This is a genomic window from Robertkochia marina (assembly GCF_004799345.1).
In the GTDB taxonomy this organism is placed as follows: domain Bacteria; phylum Bacteroidota; class Bacteroidia; order Flavobacteriales; family Flavobacteriaceae; genus Robertkochia; species Robertkochia marina.
On record NZ_SSMC01000002.1, the window covers coordinates 119,919 to 140,051 of the forward strand.

At 36.8% G+C, this 20,133-nt stretch carries 21 protein-coding genes; 1 reads left to right on the forward strand and 20 read right to left on the reverse strand.

Translation table 11 applies throughout. The features are described from left to right. Nucleotides 1–448 precede the first annotated feature (448 nt). The 4 genes from E7Z59_RS07020 to E7Z59_RS07035 form a co-directional block, all read right to left on the reverse strand. Nucleotides 449–1,045 (reverse strand): hypothetical protein, encoded by a 597-nt coding sequence (locus tag E7Z59_RS07020; protein ID WP_136335612.1) that lies wholly within the window; start codon nt 1,043–1,045, stop codon nt 449–451. A gap of 545 nt (nt 1,046–1,590) precedes the next feature. Further along, nucleotides 1,591–2,148: a hypothetical protein gene (locus E7Z59_RS07025; RefSeq protein ID WP_136335613.1), complete on the reverse strand. Its 558-nt coding sequence runs from the start codon at nt 2,146–2,148 to the stop codon at nt 1,591–1,593. A 280-nt stretch (nt 2,149–2,428) separates the two neighbouring features. Beyond that, on the reverse strand, nt 2,429–3,136 hold the full coding sequence (locus E7Z59_RS07030) for a hypothetical protein (RefSeq protein ID WP_136335614.1): 708 nt from the start codon (nt 3,134–3,136) through the stop codon (nt 2,429–2,431). Nucleotides 3,137–3,343: 207 nt separating this feature from the next. Beyond that, on the reverse strand, nt 3,344–4,219 hold the full coding sequence (locus E7Z59_RS07035) for a carboxypeptidase-like regulatory domain-containing protein (RefSeq protein WP_168731253.1): 876 nt from the start codon (nt 4,217–4,219) through the stop codon (nt 3,344–3,346). A 658-nt stretch (nt 4,220–4,877) separates the two neighbouring features. On the opposite strand from E7Z59_RS07035, the gene E7Z59_RS07040 reads away from it, so the two are divergent. Beyond that, entirely contained in the window at nt 4,878–6,182 is a 1,305-nt protein-coding gene (locus tag E7Z59_RS07040; protein WP_136335616.1) for an amidohydrolase family protein, read from the forward strand. A 307-nt stretch (nt 6,183–6,489) separates the two neighbouring features. Here the strand turns inward: E7Z59_RS07040 and E7Z59_RS07045 are convergent, their stop codons facing one another. From E7Z59_RS07045 to E7Z59_RS07115, 16 genes are all read right to left on the reverse strand, one after another. Next, a complete protein-coding gene (locus tag E7Z59_RS07045) occupies nt 6,490–7,017 on the reverse strand; it encodes an STM3941 family protein (RefSeq protein ID WP_136335617.1) in 528 nt (175 codons plus the stop codon). Nucleotides 7,018–7,279: 262 nt separating this feature from the next. Beyond that, nucleotides 7,280–7,879, reverse strand: coding sequence for a hypothetical protein (locus tag E7Z59_RS07050; protein WP_136335618.1), 600 nt, complete (start codon nt 7,877–7,879; stop codon nt 7,280–7,282). A gap of 575 nt (nt 7,880–8,454) precedes the next feature. Further along, entirely contained in the window at nt 8,455–8,844 is a 390-nt protein-coding gene (locus E7Z59_RS07055) for a hypothetical protein (protein ID WP_136335619.1), read from the reverse strand. 211 nt (nt 8,845–9,055) lie between these two features. After that, complete coding sequence (locus E7Z59_RS07060; RefSeq protein ID WP_136335620.1) at nt 9,056–9,325, reverse strand: hypothetical protein; 270 nt, start codon at nt 9,323–9,325, stop codon at nt 9,056–9,058. Nucleotides 9,326–9,633: 308 nt separating this feature from the next. Further along, nucleotides 9,634–9,990, reverse strand: a complete 357-nt coding sequence (locus E7Z59_RS07065; RefSeq protein ID WP_136335621.1) for a hypothetical protein — start codon at nt 9,988–9,990, stop codon at nt 9,634–9,636. Nucleotides 9,991–10,208: 218 nt separating this feature from the next. Continuing rightward, a complete protein-coding gene (locus E7Z59_RS07070) occupies nt 10,209–10,571 on the reverse strand; it encodes a hypothetical protein (RefSeq protein ID WP_136335622.1) in 363 nt (120 codons plus the stop codon). A gap of 105 nt (nt 10,572–10,676) precedes the next feature. Continuing rightward, complete coding sequence (locus tag E7Z59_RS07075; RefSeq protein ID WP_136335623.1) at nt 10,677–11,015, reverse strand: hypothetical protein; 339 nt, start codon at nt 11,013–11,015, stop codon at nt 10,677–10,679. A gap of 370 nt (nt 11,016–11,385) precedes the next feature. After that, on the reverse strand, nt 11,386–11,907 hold the full coding sequence (locus E7Z59_RS07080) for a hypothetical protein (RefSeq protein WP_136335624.1): 522 nt from the start codon (nt 11,905–11,907) through the stop codon (nt 11,386–11,388). A 549-nt stretch (nt 11,908–12,456) separates the two neighbouring features. Continuing rightward, the gene (locus tag E7Z59_RS15220) at nt 12,457–12,615 is read right to left on the reverse strand and encodes a hypothetical protein (RefSeq protein WP_168731254.1); all 159 of its coding nucleotides are present in this window, start codon (nt 12,613–12,615) and stop codon (nt 12,457–12,459) included. 602 nt (nt 12,616–13,217) lie between these two features. Further along, entirely contained in the window at nt 13,218–13,520 is a 303-nt protein-coding gene (locus E7Z59_RS07085; protein WP_136335625.1) for a hypothetical protein, read from the reverse strand. Between the two features lie 1,098 nt (nt 13,521–14,618). Further along, a complete protein-coding gene (locus E7Z59_RS07090) occupies nt 14,619–15,575 on the reverse strand; it encodes a Fic family protein (protein ID WP_136335626.1) in 957 nt (318 codons plus the stop codon). A 642-nt stretch (nt 15,576–16,217) separates the two neighbouring features. Continuing rightward, nucleotides 16,218–16,820 (reverse strand): helix-turn-helix domain-containing protein, encoded by a 603-nt coding sequence (locus E7Z59_RS07095; protein WP_136335627.1) that lies wholly within the window; start codon nt 16,818–16,820, stop codon nt 16,218–16,220. 309 nt (nt 16,821–17,129) lie between these two features. Next, the gene (locus E7Z59_RS07100) at nt 17,130–17,603 is read right to left on the reverse strand and encodes an SRPBCC family protein (RefSeq protein ID WP_136335628.1); all 474 of its coding nucleotides are present in this window, start codon (nt 17,601–17,603) and stop codon (nt 17,130–17,132) included. A gap of 227 nt (nt 17,604–17,830) precedes the next feature. After that, the gene (locus tag E7Z59_RS07105) at nt 17,831–18,367 is read right to left on the reverse strand and encodes an RDD family protein (RefSeq protein ID WP_136335629.1); all 537 of its coding nucleotides are present in this window, start codon (nt 18,365–18,367) and stop codon (nt 17,831–17,833) included. 211 nt (nt 18,368–18,578) lie between these two features. After that, complete coding sequence (locus E7Z59_RS07110) at nt 18,579–19,112, reverse strand: carboxypeptidase-like regulatory domain-containing protein (RefSeq protein WP_136335630.1); 534 nt, start codon at nt 19,110–19,112, stop codon at nt 18,579–18,581. Nucleotides 19,113–19,207: 95 nt separating this feature from the next. Beyond that, the gene (locus E7Z59_RS07115; RefSeq protein WP_242015700.1) at nt 19,208–19,903 is read right to left on the reverse strand and encodes a hypothetical protein; all 696 of its coding nucleotides are present in this window, start codon (nt 19,901–19,903) and stop codon (nt 19,208–19,210) included. Nucleotides 19,904–20,133: the final 230 nt, after the last annotated feature.

A 20,133-nucleotide genomic window follows, 5' to 3' on the forward strand; every position in this document is an offset into this window, starting at 1 on the left:
GTGTCATTTTTAATTTTCCATTCTCCTTTTAATTCCGAATAAATTATTTCGTGATAATGATAGAATTTAGTCCGATGAAAAGTTCCGTTTTCGTAAAGTACTAAACTGTCAGAGTCGATATAATTCCATTTTATTCCGCCGCCAATTTTTGATTTAGTTCTTTCTTTTTCGAAAACGTATTCAGAGTGAATTTCCTGTGAAATCACAAAGTTTGTCAAAAGACTAAAAAATAATATTAGAACTGTTTTTCTCAAATGTATGGTAACGGTCGGGCTATGCACCGGTGCGGTATGGGGCAGCTGGGCGACCTTTTGGCCTTTGGCGTTGGAGGAGTGCAGCAACCTTAACGAGGTGCATTCTTTTTTTTGTTCTGGAGATTAAGATAAAGAAAATAGTCTAATTCTTGTAGGATCTAGCACTGGGGTATAGCCTCTTGTTGTAGCACGTTTTATTTTTGTTCTGATGTTAGTCTTAATTCAGTCAATACTTTATTCGCTTCTTCGAACAGTTTTAGCCAATCTGAATTTTCGTTTTCAATGTTTTTCAAGGTCTCTTGAGCGTAATAGGTTCCATTATTGGTTAGAAAATAAAACCTTACGCAGCCCTTGTCAGGTAAAGGAGTAGATTTAGTTTGTTCTGATTTAGATAGAAATTCTTGTCCGAGTTGAATATAAGGGGAAACTGCTTGTCTTACATTTTCGTGTTGTCCACCTCCAATCACTCCGCCTCCTGAACTTAAATACATACTTGCATCACCTGTTTCATAGGCAGATACAGTTGCGATTCTATCCCCTAAATCCCAATCCATGACAATTCCATAAACTTTCGTTTCTCCTTCAGGTGTTTCAATTCCAAGTTGTTCAGCTGTTACGTATAGAGCCATTTCTCTAAGTCCGTCAAATGGATTTTCTTTTTGTTCCGTTTTCTCTTCAGATTGTGCAACTGTTGTATTTTCCTTTGATTCACTTTTCGGATTACAAGCAACAAAAATTCCAGAAGCGATAAGTATTGCTGCTCCAATAATTATATATGTGGTCATTTTCATTTAATTTCTTTTTAATGTGCTACAACGGCAGGGCTATGCACTGGCGCGGGTGGAGGCAGCTGGCCGAGCTTTGGGCCTTTGGCGTTGGCGGAGACCAGCAACCTTAACGAGGTGCATTTTTTCTTTTTTGTTCTGGAGATTAAGATAAAGAAAATAGTCTAATTCTTGTAGGAGTGATAGCGCTTGGGTATAGCCTCATGTTGTGCCTCGTATTTTTTTACCTCATTTTATAATTTTTCCACACCATAAATAATGTGATTCCAATTTCTGGGCTAAGGAAAGTAACTGAAATTAATAGCCAATCAATTAGTCTTTTTGATTTGATATCCACAATCATAAAAACTACCACAATTAAATTAATCAGGAACCCAACTAGGGAAGTTATTGACTGTATTAATTCAATCGTGTTCGGATTGTCAATCGGATTGTTGATTGCAGTATAGTATAACTTCAATCCATATGGTTGAATAAACCTTACTACTAACAAATAGGCTAGTAATAAAATGACGTACTTTTTAAAAAATCCTTTAAACTCCATATTAATTTCACCAAACTATAACCCATTTTTGGAGGGTCATATTAGTTTTATTTATTGTTATTCCTTTTGAAAACCCAGTTGATAATTCCTCTGGTAAATCCTTTCTTTTTTTTGAATCAGGTCGTTTCAATAAATCTGTAAATCGATAATCAACTATAATTATCTCCAAGTCTTTAATCCTTTCCCATAAATGAGTCGATTCATTTGGTTCACAAATCGCATACTGCGGCACTGGTATGGGGGCCTCGCTGTTATAATTGCCTTGAACACTATTTTCCAGTTTTCCATACGTGTTTATTACAATTAAACTACTGTCCAAAGAATGTTTTATTGATTTTGCCTCTTTGGAATATTTAGCCCTTATTAAGTTTAGTTCATCCACATTTGTAATTCTTGTTGTTATGTACATTCCAGCATAATCATCTATCCCATTGAAATAATCAAGAGAAGCATATCCTAAACTTAAATAACTGTTTGGAATTTTTTTTGGTATAAGATTTACCAATGAAGAATCAAATGAGTTGTAACAGCTGATGTATTTTGCTTGATCTTTTGGTTCATTCATATTCAAACAACCTGTTAGAATCCCCATAACAAGAGTTAGATATATGATATTTTTAATTCGCATAATTTCTTTCCGTCCAGTTTTCAATATGAGGCACAACGGTTGGGCTATGCACAGGCGTGGGTGGCTGGCCTGGGCGACCTTTTGGCCTTTGGCGTTGGAGGAGAACAGGACAGCAAGCACATAGCTTTGGTTTAGTTGTGGATTTGAAGATAATGAATATAGTCGAAACTTGTAGGAATGATAGCGCTTGGGTATAGCCTCATGTTAGCGGTAGTATTTATGAAACCCAAAGCTGGATTGTATCGGCAATCTTCCATTTTCCATTTGATTTAACGCAAAATATTAATTCTCCTGAACCACATAATCGTCCACAAGGCATAGAATAGTAAAAAATCGCCTTATCATTGTTTTTATTAATCTTAAAGTCTGAAAAGCGAATTGAGCCAATGTATCGGTAATCAGGGCTTTTCCAATATTCTGGATCTTGACTGGCAAGTATTGCTAAATCTTTAATAATATATCTTCCTTTATTCTTTAAAGCATTCAATTCTATTTTTCCTGGATTAAAATCTGTACTATCAACCATCTTGGTAAGAAGTTGATCAAATTCTTTCGAGTGTAATTCTGGCGAATAGTGAATCCGCGGAAATGATTCCTGTTTCGGATTCCAATATTCAAATGCCTGTTTTGGGTTAATGAATGAAGGTAGTATTCCTATTACCAATTTTGAACTGTCTAACTTAGGATTATCATATGCCTCATCGAATTGTTCTTTTTGAATCTTGTACCTTAAAGAATCCTGTTTATTTTCGGCATATTCTAATGGTAAGGGAGGAATAGGGAGTTCTTCATAATAATATTGGGTTCCAATTAAGTCTAAGAAAACATCATTCAGTATCTCAATTTCAGAAAATGTTTTCCGAGTATTGGATGTACAGCTACAAAGGACACTAATAATGAATATATAGAATATGACTTTTTTCATATTACCGCTAACGGTCGGGCTATGCACCGGTGTGGTATGGGGCCGCTGGGCGACCTTTTGGCCTTTGACGTTGGCGGAGACCAGCAACCTTAACGAGGTGCATTTTTTCTTTTTTGTTCTGGAGATTAAGATAAAGAAAATAGTCTAATTCTTGTAGGATCTAGCACTGGGGTATAGCCTCATGTTGTGCTGCGTTTACACTTAGAACTAATAATTTAAGTTATATCCTATTCCAAGACTTAACTCATTAAAGGAACTTAATTTATAATATTTTAGAAATATTAAGAATCGTTTGTATGCACCTTGAATTTTACCGAAGTACTCGATATTATTATTGTAAATCGAAATTTTTCCAACTACTTCTGGATAAAGTGGTCTCCCAATATTAGTGCTTAAGCCAATTAAAAATCCAGAAGAATTATTTTTTTTACCAGTATCTAAATCATTAAAATCTAAATGACTATAACCTGCAATAAAACTAATTCTTGAAAGATTAAGGTCGGTTTCAAAAGAATAGGATTTACTATTTAACTTCCGGTCATATTCGAATTCTCTATAATTAGCTCGGAAATCAAAATCAAAATCACAGGTCGATATTGGGTGTTTAAATTCTAAGCTACCTTCTTGGAAAATGTTTTCTTTAGTATTTGTCTGATAGCTGTAACTAACTTCTAATACTCCTCCGAAAAATATGTAAGGTGAGGATAATTCAATTTTGCCACCAATTGGATTATTTATTAAGCCACTCTGTCCGTAAATACTAATTTGATTCGCATCAAAGAAATCTTTGTTACAATCCCATTTTGTCTTTACTGTGATATTATTTTCTCCTTCAAGTTTATATTCTTTCGATAACATTCCTACATAAGAGAAAACTAAGGTTACGTACGGATCTGATACTTCAAATTTAAAGTGGCCCTCCAAATCCGTTTGGGTGCCATTTTTTGTTCCTTTTTCGAGAATTATTACACCTGGTATCGGAGTATTTTCGTTTTTTGATATTACTACCCCAGAAATTTGATGCTGACTCCAACTTAAAATTGGAATTAAAAGAAAGGCTAATATCAGATTGTATTTAGTCAAATTTTTCTGGTAAATGCTGCACAACGGCTAGTGTATGAACCGTTGTGGCTGGGCGTGCTCAAGCTCTTTTTGGCCTTTTGCGGCTGGGGAGCTTGAGCCGCCGAGTAGTGGCGGTTCATTTTAGTTCTGGTGTTGAATATAAGAAAATAGTCGAAACTTGTAGGAAGTAGCAATGGCTTTATACACCTAAGTTATGCGGCGTTGATTTAAGCTGGAATCCCCGGATCCTGGCAAGTACACCCCGCGAGGCGTGCAATTAGCTGTGGGCGAGGGTGGGGGCACGGCTTGCGGCTATTCTCTGGGAGGTGAGCGCGAAAAAAGTCAAAAATTTTTCGAGTCTTATCAGACTCCCCCACTTAAAAATCGACTATAAAAAAGTGCCTTCGGCACTTAGAATGACGCATAACGGTCGGGCTATGCACTGGCGCGGGTGGGGGCAGCTGGCCGAGCTTTGGGCCTTTGGCGTTGGAGGAGGCCAGCAACCAAGACGTGGTGCATTTTTTTCTTTTTGTTCTGGATTTGAAGATAGAAAAAATAGTCTAATTCTTACAGAAAAGCAGCGCTTGGGTATAGCCTCATGTTGTACAAAGTTTTCCTATCTTTATTTTTATTTATAGCGATTAATCTTACACTTTACTTCTTAATTTCAAATTTTTAAATGATTCGTATTACATCTACTTTTATTTTTCTTCTACTATTTCTGTCTCCCACAATTAAAGCCCAAGAAGCCGAAACATTTATTATAGCTGGTTTATTTTATGATAGCCAAGAAAATAAATTATTGAAAGATAGGATGATTCATATTGAAGGAAATAAAATCACCAAAGTTGGACATAGAATTAATATACCAAAGGGGTCTAAAGTTATAGACCTAAGCGATTATACAGTTCTTCCAGGATTAATTGATTCTCATACTCATGTTTTATTCGACCAGGAACCGTTGGAAGATTTTGCAGAACATAGTATTAGTACCTTGGTTTTAGAAAGCCCAGCCTTAAGAACCTTGAGAGGTGTCGAAAGAGCCAAATCATATCTTGATGTTGGAATTACTACTATAAAGGATCTGGGAAATTCTGGTGAGTTTTTAGATGTGGCATTACGAGACGCAATTAATGAAGGCTCTATAGAAGGTCCTCGTATTTTTGCTGCGGGCCAAATTATGTCTGGACAAGGTGGGCAGATCTATGGTGTTCGAAAGAAGTACCAGGAAATCGTGGAAGAGGAATACCGAATAATTAAAGGTCCCGCAGACGCTATAAACGCAGTTAGTGAGCATATTAATCAAGGTGTTGATTTGATAAAAATTTGTGCTGATAACCTTCCAAATAATACTAAACTAACTATTCCTGAAATGGAATCTATTGTAAAAACTGCGCATAGATCTGGGTTAACTGTTACAGCTCATTCAGTCACCAACCAGTCTGCTTGGGATGCAATAAAAGCAGGCGTTGACGGAATTGAGCATGGATTTTTTATTGCTGATTCCACACTCAGTCTTATGGCGGATAAAAATGTATTTTTGGTTCCAACCGAGAACAGCCTACATTATATGAGAACCTATTATGAGCTACAAGGAAAAGACCCTGATAAACTTTCCTGGTTAGATAGATATATGAAGGATATGCGAGAAAGATTGATGAAAGCGATAGATAAGAAAGTTATGATCGTTGCCGGTTCTGATAATTATACTGATATTCAGGTTCCTCGTGGAGTTTCTTCACGGGACATGTTTAAAGCCTATTATGAATCTGGAATGAAACCGCTAAATATTCTACAGTCGGCAACTTATTTGGCTGCTAAAAGTTTTAATAAAGAAAATGAAATAGGGTCTTTAAGTCCAGAATCTTATGCTGATATTATCGCCATAAATGGAGATTTGCAAAATGATTTTTTAAATTCAATTGAAGATGTTGTTTTTGTAATGAAAGATGGTAAAATCTATTTTGATAACTCAATCGAATAACATCTTAGACTCAAAATTCTGAGTCGTAAATTTTAATGAAAATTTTGTACAACGGTCGGGCTATGCACCGGTGCGGTATGGGGCAGCTGGGCGACCTTTTGGCCTTCCTGCCCCTTGAGCTCGCTTGCGAGGTCATTTGGGGTGGCGTTGGAGGAGGCCAGCAACCTGGACGTGGTGCATTTTTTTCTTTTTGTTCTGGATTTGAAGATAGAAAAAATAGTCTAATTCTTACGAAAAGCTAGGGCTTGGGTATAGCCTCATGTTGTACGCTGTTATTGCATATTAAGCTCTTATTTATTGGTTTAATTTATTTTTTCTGTTGTTCGAATCTTTTTGAAATTTCATTGAATAATTCATCATATGTGCAATTCAATATACTAGTGATCATTATATGGCTTGTTCCAAATGTTGAAATATTTATTTTGCTTGCCAGATAGTTTAATCCTGTATTTTCAATCAAATTTTGATTCTTTAAATAGATCGCTAAGTACTGATTATGGTTATGATTAATGGTATCAATTTTCTCAATTTCATTCCAATTAATCTGTTTCTTATTGGATAAGAAAAAGTCATTGTAAATACCGTGACTGTCTATTTTTACATGTCCTTTTTTAGTTAAAAGTTTAAAAAGGACCCAAATTGTAAACAGTAAAATAATTAACCCAATTATTGAGAAAGTAATTACTGAATTTTTAGTAGGCAGTAACCACCATGTATGTGAATCAGGATTTTTCAAAAATGTCCAAAGGAGATAGGTTATTACCACCAAGGAAGTAATACAGCCAAGTACGTACCATTTGTAATTAGTGTTTTTATGATAATACGTTACTTCCATTAATTTTTAGGATAATTGTTTAGCCCAATAATTGCGTACAACGGTCGGGCTATGCACCGGTGTGGTATGGGGCAGCTGGGCGACCTTTTGGCCTTCCTGCCCCTTGAGCTCGCTTGCGAGGTCATTTGGGGTGGCGTTGGAGGAGACCAGCAACCTTAACGAGGTGCATTTTTTCTTTTTTGTTCAGGAGATTAAGATAAAGAAAATAGTCTAATTCTTGTAGGATCTAGCACTGGGGTATAGCCTCATGTTACCTGCAGTATTATTTGTCATTATAAAGACCTAAGTATAAGTAATTCAAGAGATATGCCTTGTAAACCATTATATTAAATTTATTGTCAGGAATTGTATTGATAATCTTATGTTGAGTCTCAATATACTTTGATTTAATTCCTGGAGAATCTCCGTCCATAGCAAGTATAAGATTGTACCTCCATGACCCTTTTTTATATAAATCATATTTTAAATAAGCATTTGCAATGCAAACTTTCGGTATTTGGGTTCCACCGCCTTCGAATATGGGATCAGGATAAAATTTCAGTTTTTCAATAAAGTTAGTCTTGATTTCTTCCATGTTGATTTTCTGATTTTCTAAATCCTCAAATAACTTTTTGTATGAATTTTTTGAATCGTCATTTAGAACTTTTTCATTAATTAAAAAGGTTTCAAAATGAGTATGCATATTAATCAGAGAGTCAACGAAATGTTTAGGAACTTCCTCATTAAAAAGATTTACTCTTTTAAATAACTCATTTTCGAAACATAGAGTTATATATTCATCGATATAAATGTCTTCAACTTTTTGAGCTGACTTACACGATAGAAAGGCAAATGTTATTATGAAGTAAAATGTGTTTTTCAATATTGCAGGTAACGGTCAGTGTATGAACCGTTGTGGTTGGGCGGCTCAAGCCATTTTTGGCCTTTTGCGGCTGGGGAGCTTGAGGCGCCTAGTTGTGGAGGTTCATTTTAGTTCTGGTGATCAATATAAGAAAATAGTCGAAACTTGTAGGATGTAGCAATGGCTTTATACACCTAAGTTATGCGGCGTTGATTTAAGCTGGAATCCCCGGATCCTGGCAAGTACACCCCGCGAGCCGTGCAATTAGCTATGGGCGGGGGTGGGGGCACGGCTTGTGGCTATTCTCTGGGAGGTGAGCGCGAAAAAAGTCAAAAATTTTTCGAGTCTTATCAGACTCCCCCTCTTAAAAATCGACTATAAAAAAGTGCCTTCGGCACTTAGAATGACGCATAACGGTCGGGCTATGCACTGGCGTGGTTGGCTGGCCTGGCTGACCTTTGGGCCTTTTGCTTTGGAGGAGGCCAGGGCAGCGAGCACATAGCGTTTGGTTTGTTTTAAATTTGAAGATAAGTAATATAGTCGAAACTTGTAAGAATGTTAGCGCTTGTGTATAGCCGAAGTTGTGTGTAGTTTTTTTAGTCAATTAAGTCCGAGGGAGTAAAAAAGCCAAGCTTTTTCCATGGAGGTTTTCCTAGAAAATAATATCGAATACCACCTTTGAACTCGATGTAACTGGCAGAAAGAAAATTGTTTTCAATTTTTATAAGATCAGATTTAAGATGCCAAGTACTTTTTGAATTGATATAATATTTTTCTTCATCAAAGAAAATGGTCTGGATTTTTTGAATTTTGGTTACGTACTTTCCAACAAGGAACAGGGAAATAAATACTAATCCGAACAATATTGCCTGAGGATATTTTTCATCCAGAACAAAGGAGATTATCATGAAACCTAAGATCAAAATATTTATCGTGATGATAAAATATAACTTTGTTTTTCCTCCTTTTTCAGATAAATACTCCATAGGCTTTTTTTTAAAAATTACACACAACGGTGTGGCTATGGCTCGTGGCGGGCGGGTTGGTTGATGCGTCCGATGGAAACTAGTAGCCTGGTTGAGTTCATGAATATTTTTTTCTTTTTTAGAAGTAATACACTAGCCATGAGATATAGCCGATGTTGTAGCCCGTTATTTTATTATTTCAGTCAAACGACAAAATTAATTTAAAGAGGGGTCATGGGTTTTTGATAAATTTTTTATGCTCGAAAATACTATCCCAATCTGCTAAAAGTTGTTTAGGGTTATCCTTATTAATGGTAATTTCAAACTTTAACCCTTTGCATTTATTTCTTTTTTCACACCACCCTCTAAAGGATAGGGGAATTCTTGAATATGATTTGTAAACGCTGTCTTTGTATGTATATGAAAAAGTTATTCGTTTACTACCTCTTACGCCATTTTTGATTCCCGAAATTGTGGCAATTACATTTTGAGGATTATTCATTACCTGCTTTTTTGTCTTAAAGTGGTCAACTGTTACATAGACGAATATCCCAATTACAAAAAGCCAAAAAATTGTCCTTATTATATTTTCTTTCATAATGGGCTACAACGGCAGGGCTATGCACAGGCGCGGTCTGGGTTAGCTGGCCGACCTTTTGGCCTTTGGCGTTGGCGGAGGCCAGCAACCAGGATGCAAAGCCGATTTTCTTTTTTTTGGTTGTGGATATCAAGATACAGAAAATAGTCTAATTCTTACAGAAAAGCAGCGCTTGGGTATAGCCGATGTTAGGCGGAGGTCATTCTTTTTTCTTATTTGAACATGTCAAAAGATTCCCCATCACTTGTTTTGAAAAATCCTTGTTTTTCTTCAGTTAAAAATTGTACTTGTCCATTTTCAAGTTCTATTTCTAGGTTAGAAACCATTTGACCTATTTCGTAGGATAAGTTTCTTTTTTCATCAGTACTATAATCTTGAAATTTAGAATCTTTTAGTACTACCACAAGTTCCTCATTGTTAATTAATTCTAAATCGACATCTTCAGTTTCTAAATTACTTGAAATACTTTCTTTTAAAGTATCTAATAATTGAAGCTTTTCTGTGATGTTCATACAACTAAAGATGGTTGAAGCTAAAATTGTAAGAAGTAGTAGATTGATTTTTTTCATTGTATTGGTGTTTTATTGGACTTACGCCTAACGGTCGGGCTATGCACCGGTGCGGTATGGGGCGGCTGGGCGACCTTTTGGCCTTTGGCGTTGGCGGAGACCAGCAACCTTAACGAGGTGCATTTTTTCTTTTTTGTTCTGGAGATTAAGATAAAGAAAATAGTCTAATTCTTGTAGGATCTAGCACTGGGGTATAGCCTTATGTTACCCACTGTATGTTATTTTTTTATTTCAATTAAGAGTTCAATTGAGAACAGTAGAACAATAAATAATTCTGTGAGATTTAAAGTTATTTTGTTTTTAATCACTTTGGTAAGAACGAAATCTAAAACTAATCCAATTATTCCAATTGAAATTAAACCAATCATTCCAACCATACCCCAGCCTTCTTCTTTTACTAGATTTGAGTAATTAAGAATTGTGAAGATGATACAACCTATTAGATATAATGAAGAGTATATTTTTAATACGGTTGGTTTTTTCATATTGTGGGTAACGGTCGGGCTATGCGCTGGCGTGGTTGGCTGGCCTGGCCCGTGGCGTTGGCCTTTACCTCTGGCCGGGGCCAGGGCAGCAAGCACATAGTATTGTTTTTAGTTTGGATGATCAAGATATGTAAAATAGTCTAAACTTGTAGGAAGTAGCGCTTGCGTATAGCCTCTTGTTGTGTGCTGTACTGTTTATTTTTAGTTCATTATTAGGCTTAAAAGAATTATTAGAAATATTATTCCAGTTAAAACCCATATGAACATTTTCAGGACTTTGCTTTGATCATTATAGTCATATCCAGGGATGGATTCAGTTGAAGCAACAATTTTATTTTCAATTAAAATTGAATCAATAATTTCCCTGTCTTTATCTGCCAAAAAGTATCTGATTCCTTTATCAATATATGGTTGCTCTTTTGAGTCCTGATAGAATTTTATACCATTTTTCTCCAGTTCATTTTCAAAGATGATTTTGTCTTTGAGTAAGACATAGAGTTTAAAATGTTCTTGATGTTTTATGCTAAAATTTTGACTCAATTTTTTCAGTATTGCACACAACGGTCGGGCTATGCACAGGCGCGGTTGGGGCCGCTGGCCGACCTTTTGGCCTTTGGCGTTGGCGGAGGCCAGCAACCTGGACGGGGTGCATTTTTTTCTTTTTTTGTTCTGGAGATTAAGATAAAGAAAATAGTCTAATTCTTGTAGGATCCCGCGCTTGGGTATAGCCTCATGTTGGCTGTAGTTTTATTTTTTTATAATATTTAGTATATCCGCTAATAGATAAGCCCCTGTAATTTCAAGTAGAAAAAGTGCATGATATATTTTACCTTCTGGTAGGACGGTTGTGTAGCAGAAATACAATATTAGGACACAAAGTGGATAAGAAAATATTCTAAGAATTATTTTGCTAATTGTCCATTGATTTTCTTTTTCCTTTTTCCTTTTTCTTTTTGGGAGTGTTTTTAAATCGTTCTGGATAATACTTTCTTTCTAAATCTTCAAGGGTTTCTTTTAATTCTTCTATAAGATTCCTTTTCTCCATGATTTCAAGCTTTCTTAGAATCAAGAATGGTATTACAAATAAAAGGGGGATAATTAAGGATGCTTTCCAACCTTCTTGGAATCCCCTTCCGATGATTGGAAATGACATAAAAATTATAAGAAGAATTAAAGTTATTTTTCCAAAGATTGTGTGGTAAGGATTCTTCTCAATGGAAATCCCACTAAACTGATCATTCGAATTGAATTTTATGTGGAATACAGGGTACGCTCCCCTCAACCAAGAAGAACTTCTCCAAAGGAGTATTTCTTTTGAACGAATTTCTCCACTGTATTTAAGGGTGTTGACAAATAAAGCATCAAAAAAATGATTCTTTAGAGAGCTTTTCTTTTGCTCTAATACCAGTTCTTCAATGATGTTTTTATTCAAAGTTTAATGTTCTAAAATTACAGCCAACGACGGGGCTATGGCTCGTGGCGGGCGGTTTGATTTATGCGTACGATGGAAACGAATAGCCTGGTTGGTTCATGAATATTTTTTCTTTTTTAGAAGTACGACACTAGCCTATGAGCTATAGCCGATGTTGCCATTTCGTTGTTTACAGTTAATATCTTATTCGACTTAATTCAGTTCCTGCTTTTGAGATTAAGAAGATTAACTCACACTTTTCTATAGAGCCGGACTAACGAACGATCGAATAATTAATTAGTGGGTTGCTTCTTTTCGCTGAAAATTTTAAAAATCAACGAAACATTAATCACGAATGCAGGAATTATAAAGACATCTTTAACGGTGCTTACTTCGAACACATCATATTGTAATAAAATAAATGAAAGGAAAATTATAATTGTAGATATTATTAATCCAGTTTTTATATAGTTCATAAGCTTATTGTTTTGTTTTTGGATTTATGGTTTTTTTATTCTTAGATTTTCATTTAATGGCCTTTTCGTTGGTTTATTCAAATTCTAGATTGAACTATTTGGCTGTCTTTCTAATTTTACCGGTTAGAAATAATCCAATTCCAACACCAACTAAAATACCAGAGATAAAATCAGCGGCATCGTTTTCCAATGTGAACTGAATTATAATTCCGATAACTAATGTTGCTAATCCGATAAGTCTTATTTTATTCATATTATTTTTTGGTTTAGAGTGGATTCTACAATGAATGGCAACGGCTAGTGTATGAACCGTTGTGGCTGGGCGTGCTCAAGCTCTTTTTGGCCTTTTGCGGCTGGGGAGCTTGAGCACGTCGAGTAGTGGCGGTTCATTTTAGTTCTGGTGTTGAATATAAGAAAATAGTCGAAACTTGTAGGATGTAGCAATGGCTTTATACACCTAAGTTATGCGGCGTTGATTTAAGCTGGAATCCCCGGATCCTGGCAAGTACACCCCGCGAGCCGTGCAATTAGCTATGGGCGGGGGTGGGGGCACGGCTTGTGGCTATTCTCTGGATGGTAAGCGCGAAAAATCCATTTTTTTTCGAGTCTTATCAGACTCCAACCCATAAAAATCGACTAAAAAAAAGAGCCTTCGGCTCTTAGAATGACGCATAACGGTCGGGCTATGCACAGGCGTGGTTGGCTGGCCTGGCCCGTGGCGTTGGCCTTTACCTCTGGCCGGGGCCAGGGCAGCGAGTCACATAGCTTTTGGTTTGTTTTGATTTTCAATATATGAATATATTCGAAACTTGGTAGGATGTAGCGCTTGTGTATAGCCTCATGTTGTGCGCTGGATTATTTATTTAACCATTTAAAAAAGGCTAGAATTAGAATTGTGATGACTGTTAAAGCGATTCCGTAGATGAAATTTTGCTTTTTTCTTTCTTTAGCAGCGTTTTGCTGAATTTGAGTTTTGACTTTTTCTAGTTCTTTAGGAGGAAGAATTTTAAACTTAGGTATCTTGAAATTCTTTCCTTTTTTTGAATATATAGATTCTCTGTTGTCACCTTTGAATTTTGATCTGTTAGAAGGTTTTAAAGCCCGGTTTTGTTTCATCCGGTTAATCATATCCATTACATGACCAGCTCCAAAACTCATTAGGTGTTTCTTTAGTGTTTTTTAAATCTTGCGCACAACGGCTAGTGTATGAACCGTTGTGGCTGGGCGGGACAAGCTGCGCGTTGGCCTTTACCTCTGGCAGAGCTTGGCCCGCCGTGACGGTCAGGTTCATTCTTATTCTGAAGCCTAATCTAAGAAAATATTCTGTACTTGGTAGGATGAAGCAATGGCTTTATACACATATGTTATGCGGCGTTGATTTTTCTGTTCCCAAGCCTAGGCAAGTACGCCCCCCAAGGCGAGCGGTTTTCCGAGGGCATGAGTGAGGCTCGCCTTGGGAATTATCTAAACAAGACATTCCCGAGCCAAAAAATTAAGCTGGAATCCACGGATCCTGGCAAGTACACCCCGCGAGCCGTGCAATTAGCTTGGGTGAAGGGGTGGGGCACGGCTTGCGGTTTTCTCTGGATGGTAAGCCCGAAAAACCAAAAATTTTTCGAGTCTTATCAGACTTCCCCACTTAAAAATCGACTAAAAAAAAAGAGCCTTCGGCTCTTAGAATGACGCATAACGGCTGGTGTATGAACCGTTGTGGCTGGGCGGGTCAAGCTATGTTTTGGCCTTTTGCGGCTGGAGAGCTTGAGCCGCCAAGTTGTGGTGGTTCATTTTGGTTCTGGTGATCAATATAAGAAAATAGTCGAAACTTGTAGGATGAAGCAATGGCTTTATACACATATGTTATGCGGCGTTGTTTTTGCTGGAATCCCCGGATCCTGGCAAATACACCCCGCAAGGCGGGCAATTAGCCAGGGGAGAGGAGTGGGGCACGGCTTGCGGCTATTCTCTGGGAGGTAAGCGCGAAAAAAGTCAAAAATTTTTCGAGTCTTATCAGACTCCCCCACTTAAAAATCGACTATAAAAAAGTGCCTTCGGCACTTAGAATGACGCATAACGGTCGGGCTATGCGCTGGCGTGGTTGGCTGGCCTGGCCCGTGGCGTTGGCCTTTACCTCTGGCCGGGGCCAGGGCAGCGAGCACATAGTATTGTTTTTAGTTTGGATGATTAAGATATGTAAAATAGTCTAAACTTGTCAGAATGTAGCGCTTGCGTATAGCCTCATGTTGTGCCCAGTATTTTTTATTTTTCTATGGTGTAATAGGTTTTATTTTTTGTCCCATGCTTTTTTAGCAAGTTTAATTCTACCCCTAAAGCTAAATCTCTACTGGCTGTAGCCGACGAAATATTTTTAAATGTAAGTAGGTAATCTTTTCGTGTAAACTTTCCTTTTTGTTTCGATATGAAGTATTCTAATCGATCCGCTTGAGACATTGTTTTTTCTGAATCTTCTAGTAAAACCATTAAGGCTTGATCAATGATGCTAAGCATGAACTCCAAGAATGGAGTGGATTTACCGATCTTGTCACTCAGTCCAAGACATTTGTAATATTCCTTTTGATTTTGACTAATAAGTGTCTCAAGAGGAATGAATTCAAATAATGGAAATTCGTTCATTAAGATAAGCGTTTGCCATAGCCTGCCCATTCTTCCATTTCCATCAATAAATGGATGGATGAATTCCAATTCGTAATGAAAAACACAGCTTTTGATAAGTGTAAGTTCGTTTGGATCTTTAATATAATTGAAAAGATCTTTCATGAGAAAAGGCACATTTTCATGAGGAGGTGCCATATGCTCCAATTTTGACCCTTTGGCAATGCCGACAGATTGCTTTCTATAGGAGCCGGCTTCAGAAACAAGATTGTTCATCAGTAATCGGTGAGCCTTGAGAAAAGATTCTTCTGATTTGAAGTCAAATTCATTTAGGCGGTCATATACGTCAATGGCATTGATTACTTCGTTGATGTCTCTTGGTGGGCCTAACACCTTTTTGTTTTCGATTAAAGCAGTTATTTGCTCTTCTGTTAGTGTATTTCCTTCAATTTTAAGGGAATGATGAATGGTCTTCACCTTATTTTCTTTTCTTAATTGAGGTGAAGGTTTATCTAAAAAGGATGCATTGATACGGCCTATTTTTTGAGAGATAGAAGCAATCAGTTCTAGTACTTTTGGGGTAATGTCATAAGGTGGTTTCACGTGATAGTATCATTTGATAGTATCAAAGGTAATGTTTTTTTAATATTGGGCACAACGGCTAGTGTATGAACCGTTGTGGCTGGGCGTGCTCAAGCTCTTTTTGGCCTTTTGCGGCTGGGGAGCTTGAGCCGCCGAGTAGTGGCGGTTCATTTTAGTTCTGGTGTTGAATATAAGAAAATAGTCGAAACTTGTAGGGTGTAGCAATGGCTTTATACACCTAAGTTATGCGGCGTTGATTTAAGCTGGAATCCCCGGATCCTGGCAAGTACACCCCGCGAGGCGTGCAATTAGCTATGGGCGAGGGTGGGGGCACGGCTTGCGGCTATTCTCTGGGAGGTGAGCGCGAAAAAAGTCAAAAATTTTTCGAGTCTTATCAGACTCCCCCACTTAAAAATCGACTATAAAAAAGTGCCTTCGGCACTTAGAATGACGCATAACGGTCGGGCTATGCACCGGTGCGGTATGGGGCAGCTGGGCGACCTTTTGGCCTTTGGCGTTCCTGCCTGCCGGCAGGCAGGGGAGGAGACCAGCAACCTTAACGAGGTGCATTTTTTCTTTTTTGTTCAGGAGATTAAGATAAAGAAAATAGTCTAATTCTTGTAGGATCTAGCACTGGGGTATAGCCTCATGTTATATGGCGTTTTATTTCAAAAAAGGTATGGAGGGTGCGTATTTATTTTTTAATCCTTTTTGACTTTTTTTAATGTTTATAATTATTGAGATTAGGTTATAGATATATAAAAAGATTATAAATATTCCTATTGAAGAGAACTCCGTGATCAATACAGTAAATGAATTAAGCAAACTGAAATTAATAGGCAGATAGGATCCTTTGGAAGCGATCATTAAAACTAAATAGAGGGTTAATGCCCAAGTAATTTGAAAGCTGATTAGTTTTTTTCCAGTGTCGTCGACATATTTTATTTTTTCTCTTTTTAGAATCCACATAACTAAGGGAATAATTATACCTAACATTGGTTGGATCATTACTGTTAAGGCGCCAAGATTTAAAAGCGTTAAATATCCTTTATCTTCAATATCTGTCCATTCTAGGAGGTCATCTGGTGTAACCCCAAGTGTTTGGGTCAATTTTATAAGGGTATCTCCTCTTGGAATTGATTCTCCTTTTTCAATTCGTTGAATTGTTCTTAGGCTTAATTTTGATTCTTCAGCCAATTGTTCTTGAGAATATCCTTTTCGATTTCGTAAGTCTTTGATTTTGATTGCTAAGTTTTGGTTATTCATTTCGATATAATTTTATTGGTACTCAGCAAAGATATTTAGGAGTAGATTTATTGGTTACGTCATTACTATGTCAATCTTATGACAATTTCGCGTTTGTTTGGCAAAAATGCCATATAACGGTCGGGCTATGCACCGGTGCGGTATGGGGCCGCTGGGCGACCTTTTGGCCTTTGGCGTTGGAGGAGACCAGCAACCTTAACGAGGTGCATTTTTTCTTTTTTGTTCTGGAGATTAAGATAAAGAAAATAGTCTAATTCTTGTAGGATCTAGCACTGGGGTATAGCCTAATGTTAGCATACGTACCTTTTTTTATTTTAAAACTGATTTCCATTTTTCAGTTTCAGCAAATTCTTTGATTATCTTATTTCTTTTCTCCAATAAGTTTTTCATGTATGTCTTTAAAAATAAGGAGTTAGCCAATTGTCCCAGAAAACCCATAGGGGCTTGAAATTCAAATTTATCAATCATTAGGACTCCATCTTCTTTATTTTCAAAAATATGCTGATGCTTAAAAGACTTAAAAGCCCCTTCAACCATTTCGTCTGTAAAGTAATGTGGTGAACTGAATTCGGTGATTTTAGAGGTTAGTTTTTGTGTTATACCAAAATGTTTGGCTTTCCAGGTTACCCATTCATTTAAGTTTATTAACCCTTTAGTTTTTCCAGCAATTGCTTCCTCTTTTGTATGTTCAGTAGAAATTTTATGAAGATCAATACTTCGAGCTAAATCGAAGACAATTTTTCTTTCAGATTTGATGTAGGTTGTTAATTCTATTATGGGCATTCTTCGGTATGTATGCTAACGGTCGGGCTATGCACCGGTGCGGTATGGGGCAGCTGGGCGACCTTTGGGCCTTTGGCGTTCCTGCCTGCCGGCAGGCAGGGGCGGAGGCCAGCAACCTTAACGAGGTGCATTTTTTCTTTTTTGTTCTGGAGATTAAGATAAAGAAAATAGTCTAATTCTTGTAGGATCTAGCACTGGGGTATAGCCTAATGTTAGCAACTGTTTACTTAATTTTTAATTACGAATGTCTTTGCCATACGATCTTTTAAGCTTCTTTTTTTAACACTATCTGAAGCCATCATTATTCCATCGACAATAAACACGATGGAGAAAAGATTAGTAAACAAAGACATGGTAGGGTAAGTAAATGCAACTCGATTGGAAAATTCAAAGAATCCGTCAGCGCTTAAAATATATGAATTTTGAAACGCGAGGTAATGAGTAGGGATATAAAGAAGTGCAGGTGTAATAACAATTAAACTTCTAAGTAATGATTTTTCAAAATCTATGTTACTTCCGTTTTCGTCAATAACTCGGAGATTTAAAAGCATTTTACCTACAGTAGCACCATATTTATACTCCATTACGGGTTTATACAATATACCTATTATTGCTATTGGTAAATAGATAAGGAAGCTCTTAAATTGGGTGATATTTAAATAGTTTAAGGCAAACGAAATAAAGCCAACTATTATTCCATCTAATATGTAGGCGCCTACTCTATCCCAGAATTTTGCATAAGTTTTTTCTAAAATTTGTTCCATAAGGTTTGGTTTTATATTGTTGCTAACGGTCGGGCTATGCGCTGGCGTGGTTGGCTGGCCTGGGCGACCTTTTGGCCTTTGGCGTTGGAGGAGAACAGGGCAGCGACCGCATAGCTTTGGTTTGGTTGTGGATTTGAAGATAAGTAATATAGTCGAAACTTGTCAGAAATGTAGCGCTTGCGTATAGCCTCATGTTGTGGTCTGTGCTTTTTTATTTCAAGTTAATCTCAACTGTTCTATAAGCTATGTATGTCGCTTTTATTTTTTTTAATTCATCTTTAAAACGCTTTTCAAACTCTCCCTTATTATTAGATCGGGTTAGTATTGTATCAGATTCAAATATTAATTGAATTTCAGCATTAATAAGGGGTTCTGTAGAATCAACATCACTGATTTTTCCACTAATGTAATTCTCGTTTATATTGTCTAAGTTTATCTTTATCTGATTTTCTACAATACAGCCATCTTCTCCAGTAAGCCCATAATCTGGAATCCTATTTACTATTAATTCATTAAAGCTTTTTCCTTGAATTGAAAATTCTGGTAAAATTTTGGTATTACTTTCTTTTAAGACTTTACAAGAGAAAAGACCTAAAGCCAATATTAAGTATGTGAATTTAATTTTAGGATTCATTTTTTTAGCATTGACCACAACGGTCGGGCTATGCACAGGCGCGGTTGGGTCCGCTGGCCGACCTTTTGGCCTTTGGCGTTGGCGGAGGTCAGCAACCGTGACGAGGTGCATTTTTTCTTTTTTGTTCTGGAGATTAAGATAAAGAAAATAGTCTAATTCTTGTAGGATCCCGCGCTTGGGTATAGCCTCATGTTGTATGCCGTTTTTTATTTATAGTAATAGAACCAGTTGGCTTCATAATTCGTATCAAAATTCTCTTTGCTATCTAAAAAAAAATAGAAATAATCACTCTTGAAATAACCAAATTCATCATACTCTTTAAGTAATTCATAATATTGATTTTTCCATTTTTTAAGAGTCTCAGAATCTTGATATTTTTTTAATTGTTCGTCAGTATACAAAAAGAAAGTAACGCCAGAAAAAGCTCTAGAAATTGTCCAAAGCTCCTTGTTATCTATTTTCGCTTTTAAATTTTTAATTTCCTTTTCCGTAATCTTTTCATTAGCCTCAATTTTAGCGATAGATTCAAAGTCAGTGAAATAAACAAATAGATTATTTGATTCGTAAGTCAGTCCGAATATTCTTTTAATCCAATTCGATTTGGTTTTTAATTCATAATCTGAAGTTATTTCTGCGAACTTTTCTGCAATTTCGTTCTGTTTTCTTTTGTCAAAGTTATAAGTCTTGTTGTCCATAAACTTTCCTTTGTCCCTTGCATACTCTAGACAAACTTGCAGTCGAGGATGAGCTTTGTCATTACCTATATAATCGAAAATGAGGTTTAATGTTTTGACATCATATTTGTCGTCAATCCATTTAGCAAGTGGCCCGAATTCTTCTTTTATATTCGAGATATTTTGCTTTATTTTTTTGGTTGACTTATAGTCTTTGTCAGAAGGCATTATCATATTTCAGGTAGAAGTCTTTTCAAATGGCATACAACGGTCAGGCTATGAAGCGTTGTGGTGTGTGGGTCTGAGCCCGTGGCGTTGGCCTTTACCTCTGGCGGGGGCTCAGAGCCACGTTGGAAACGTGACGCTTCATTTTTGTTCTTGGTGCTCAATATAAGAAAATAGTCTAAATCGTGTAAGACTGCAGCAATGCTTTATAGCCCTTGTTACCACACGTATGT

Excerpts from the sequence above, each read along its gene's own strand:
- E7Z59_RS07020 (WP_136335612.1), bottom strand. The coding sequence starts at position 1,045 with ATGAAAATGACCACATATATAATTATTGGAGCAGCAATACTTATCGCT.
- E7Z59_RS07025 (WP_136335613.1), bottom strand. The coding sequence starts at position 2,148 with ATGAATGAACCAAAAGATCAAGCAAAATACATCAGCTGTTACAACTCA.
- E7Z59_RS07030 (WP_136335614.1), bottom strand. The coding sequence starts at position 3,136 with ATGAAAAAAGTCATATTCTATATATTCATTATTAGTGTCCTTTGTAGC.
- E7Z59_RS07040 (WP_136335616.1), top strand. The coding sequence starts at position 4,878 with ATGATTCGTATTACATCTACTTTTATTTTTCTTCTACTATTTCTGTCT.
- E7Z59_RS07045 (WP_136335617.1), bottom strand. The coding sequence starts at position 7,017 with ATGGAAGTAACGTATTATCATAAAAACACTAATTACAAATGGTACGTA.
- E7Z59_RS07055 (WP_136335619.1), bottom strand. The coding sequence starts at position 8,844 with ATGGAGTATTTATCTGAAAAAGGAGGAAAAACAAAGTTATATTTTATC.
- E7Z59_RS07060 (WP_136335620.1), bottom strand. The coding sequence starts at position 9,325 with ATGAATAATCCTCAAAATGTAATTGCCACAATTTCGGGAATCAAAAAT.
- E7Z59_RS07065 (WP_136335621.1), bottom strand. The coding sequence starts at position 9,990 with ATGAAAAAAATCAATCTACTACTTCTTACAATTTTAGCTTCAACCATC.
- E7Z59_RS15220 (WP_168731254.1), bottom strand. The coding sequence starts at position 12,615 with ATGAATAAAATAAGACTTATCGGATTAGCAACATTAGTTATCGGAATT.
- E7Z59_RS07085 (WP_136335625.1), bottom strand. The coding sequence starts at position 13,520 with ATGAGTTTTGGAGCTGGTCATGTAATGGATATGATTAACCGGATGAAA.
- E7Z59_RS07095 (WP_136335627.1), bottom strand. The coding sequence starts at position 16,820 with ATGAATAACCAAAACTTAGCAATCAAAATCAAAGACTTACGAAATCGA.
- E7Z59_RS07100 (WP_136335628.1), bottom strand. The coding sequence starts at position 17,603 with ATGCCCATAATAGAATTAACAACCTACATCAAATCTGAAAGAAAAATT.
- E7Z59_RS07105 (WP_136335629.1), bottom strand. The coding sequence starts at position 18,367 with ATGGAACAAATTTTAGAAAAAACTTATGCAAAATTCTGGGATAGAGTA.
- E7Z59_RS07110 (WP_136335630.1), bottom strand. The coding sequence starts at position 19,112 with ATGCACCTCGTCACGGTTGCTGACCTCCGCCAACGCCAAAGGCCAAAA.
- E7Z59_RS07115 (WP_242015700.1), bottom strand. The coding sequence starts at position 19,903 with ATGCCTTCTGACAAAGACTATAAGTCAACCAAAAAAATAAAGCAAAAT.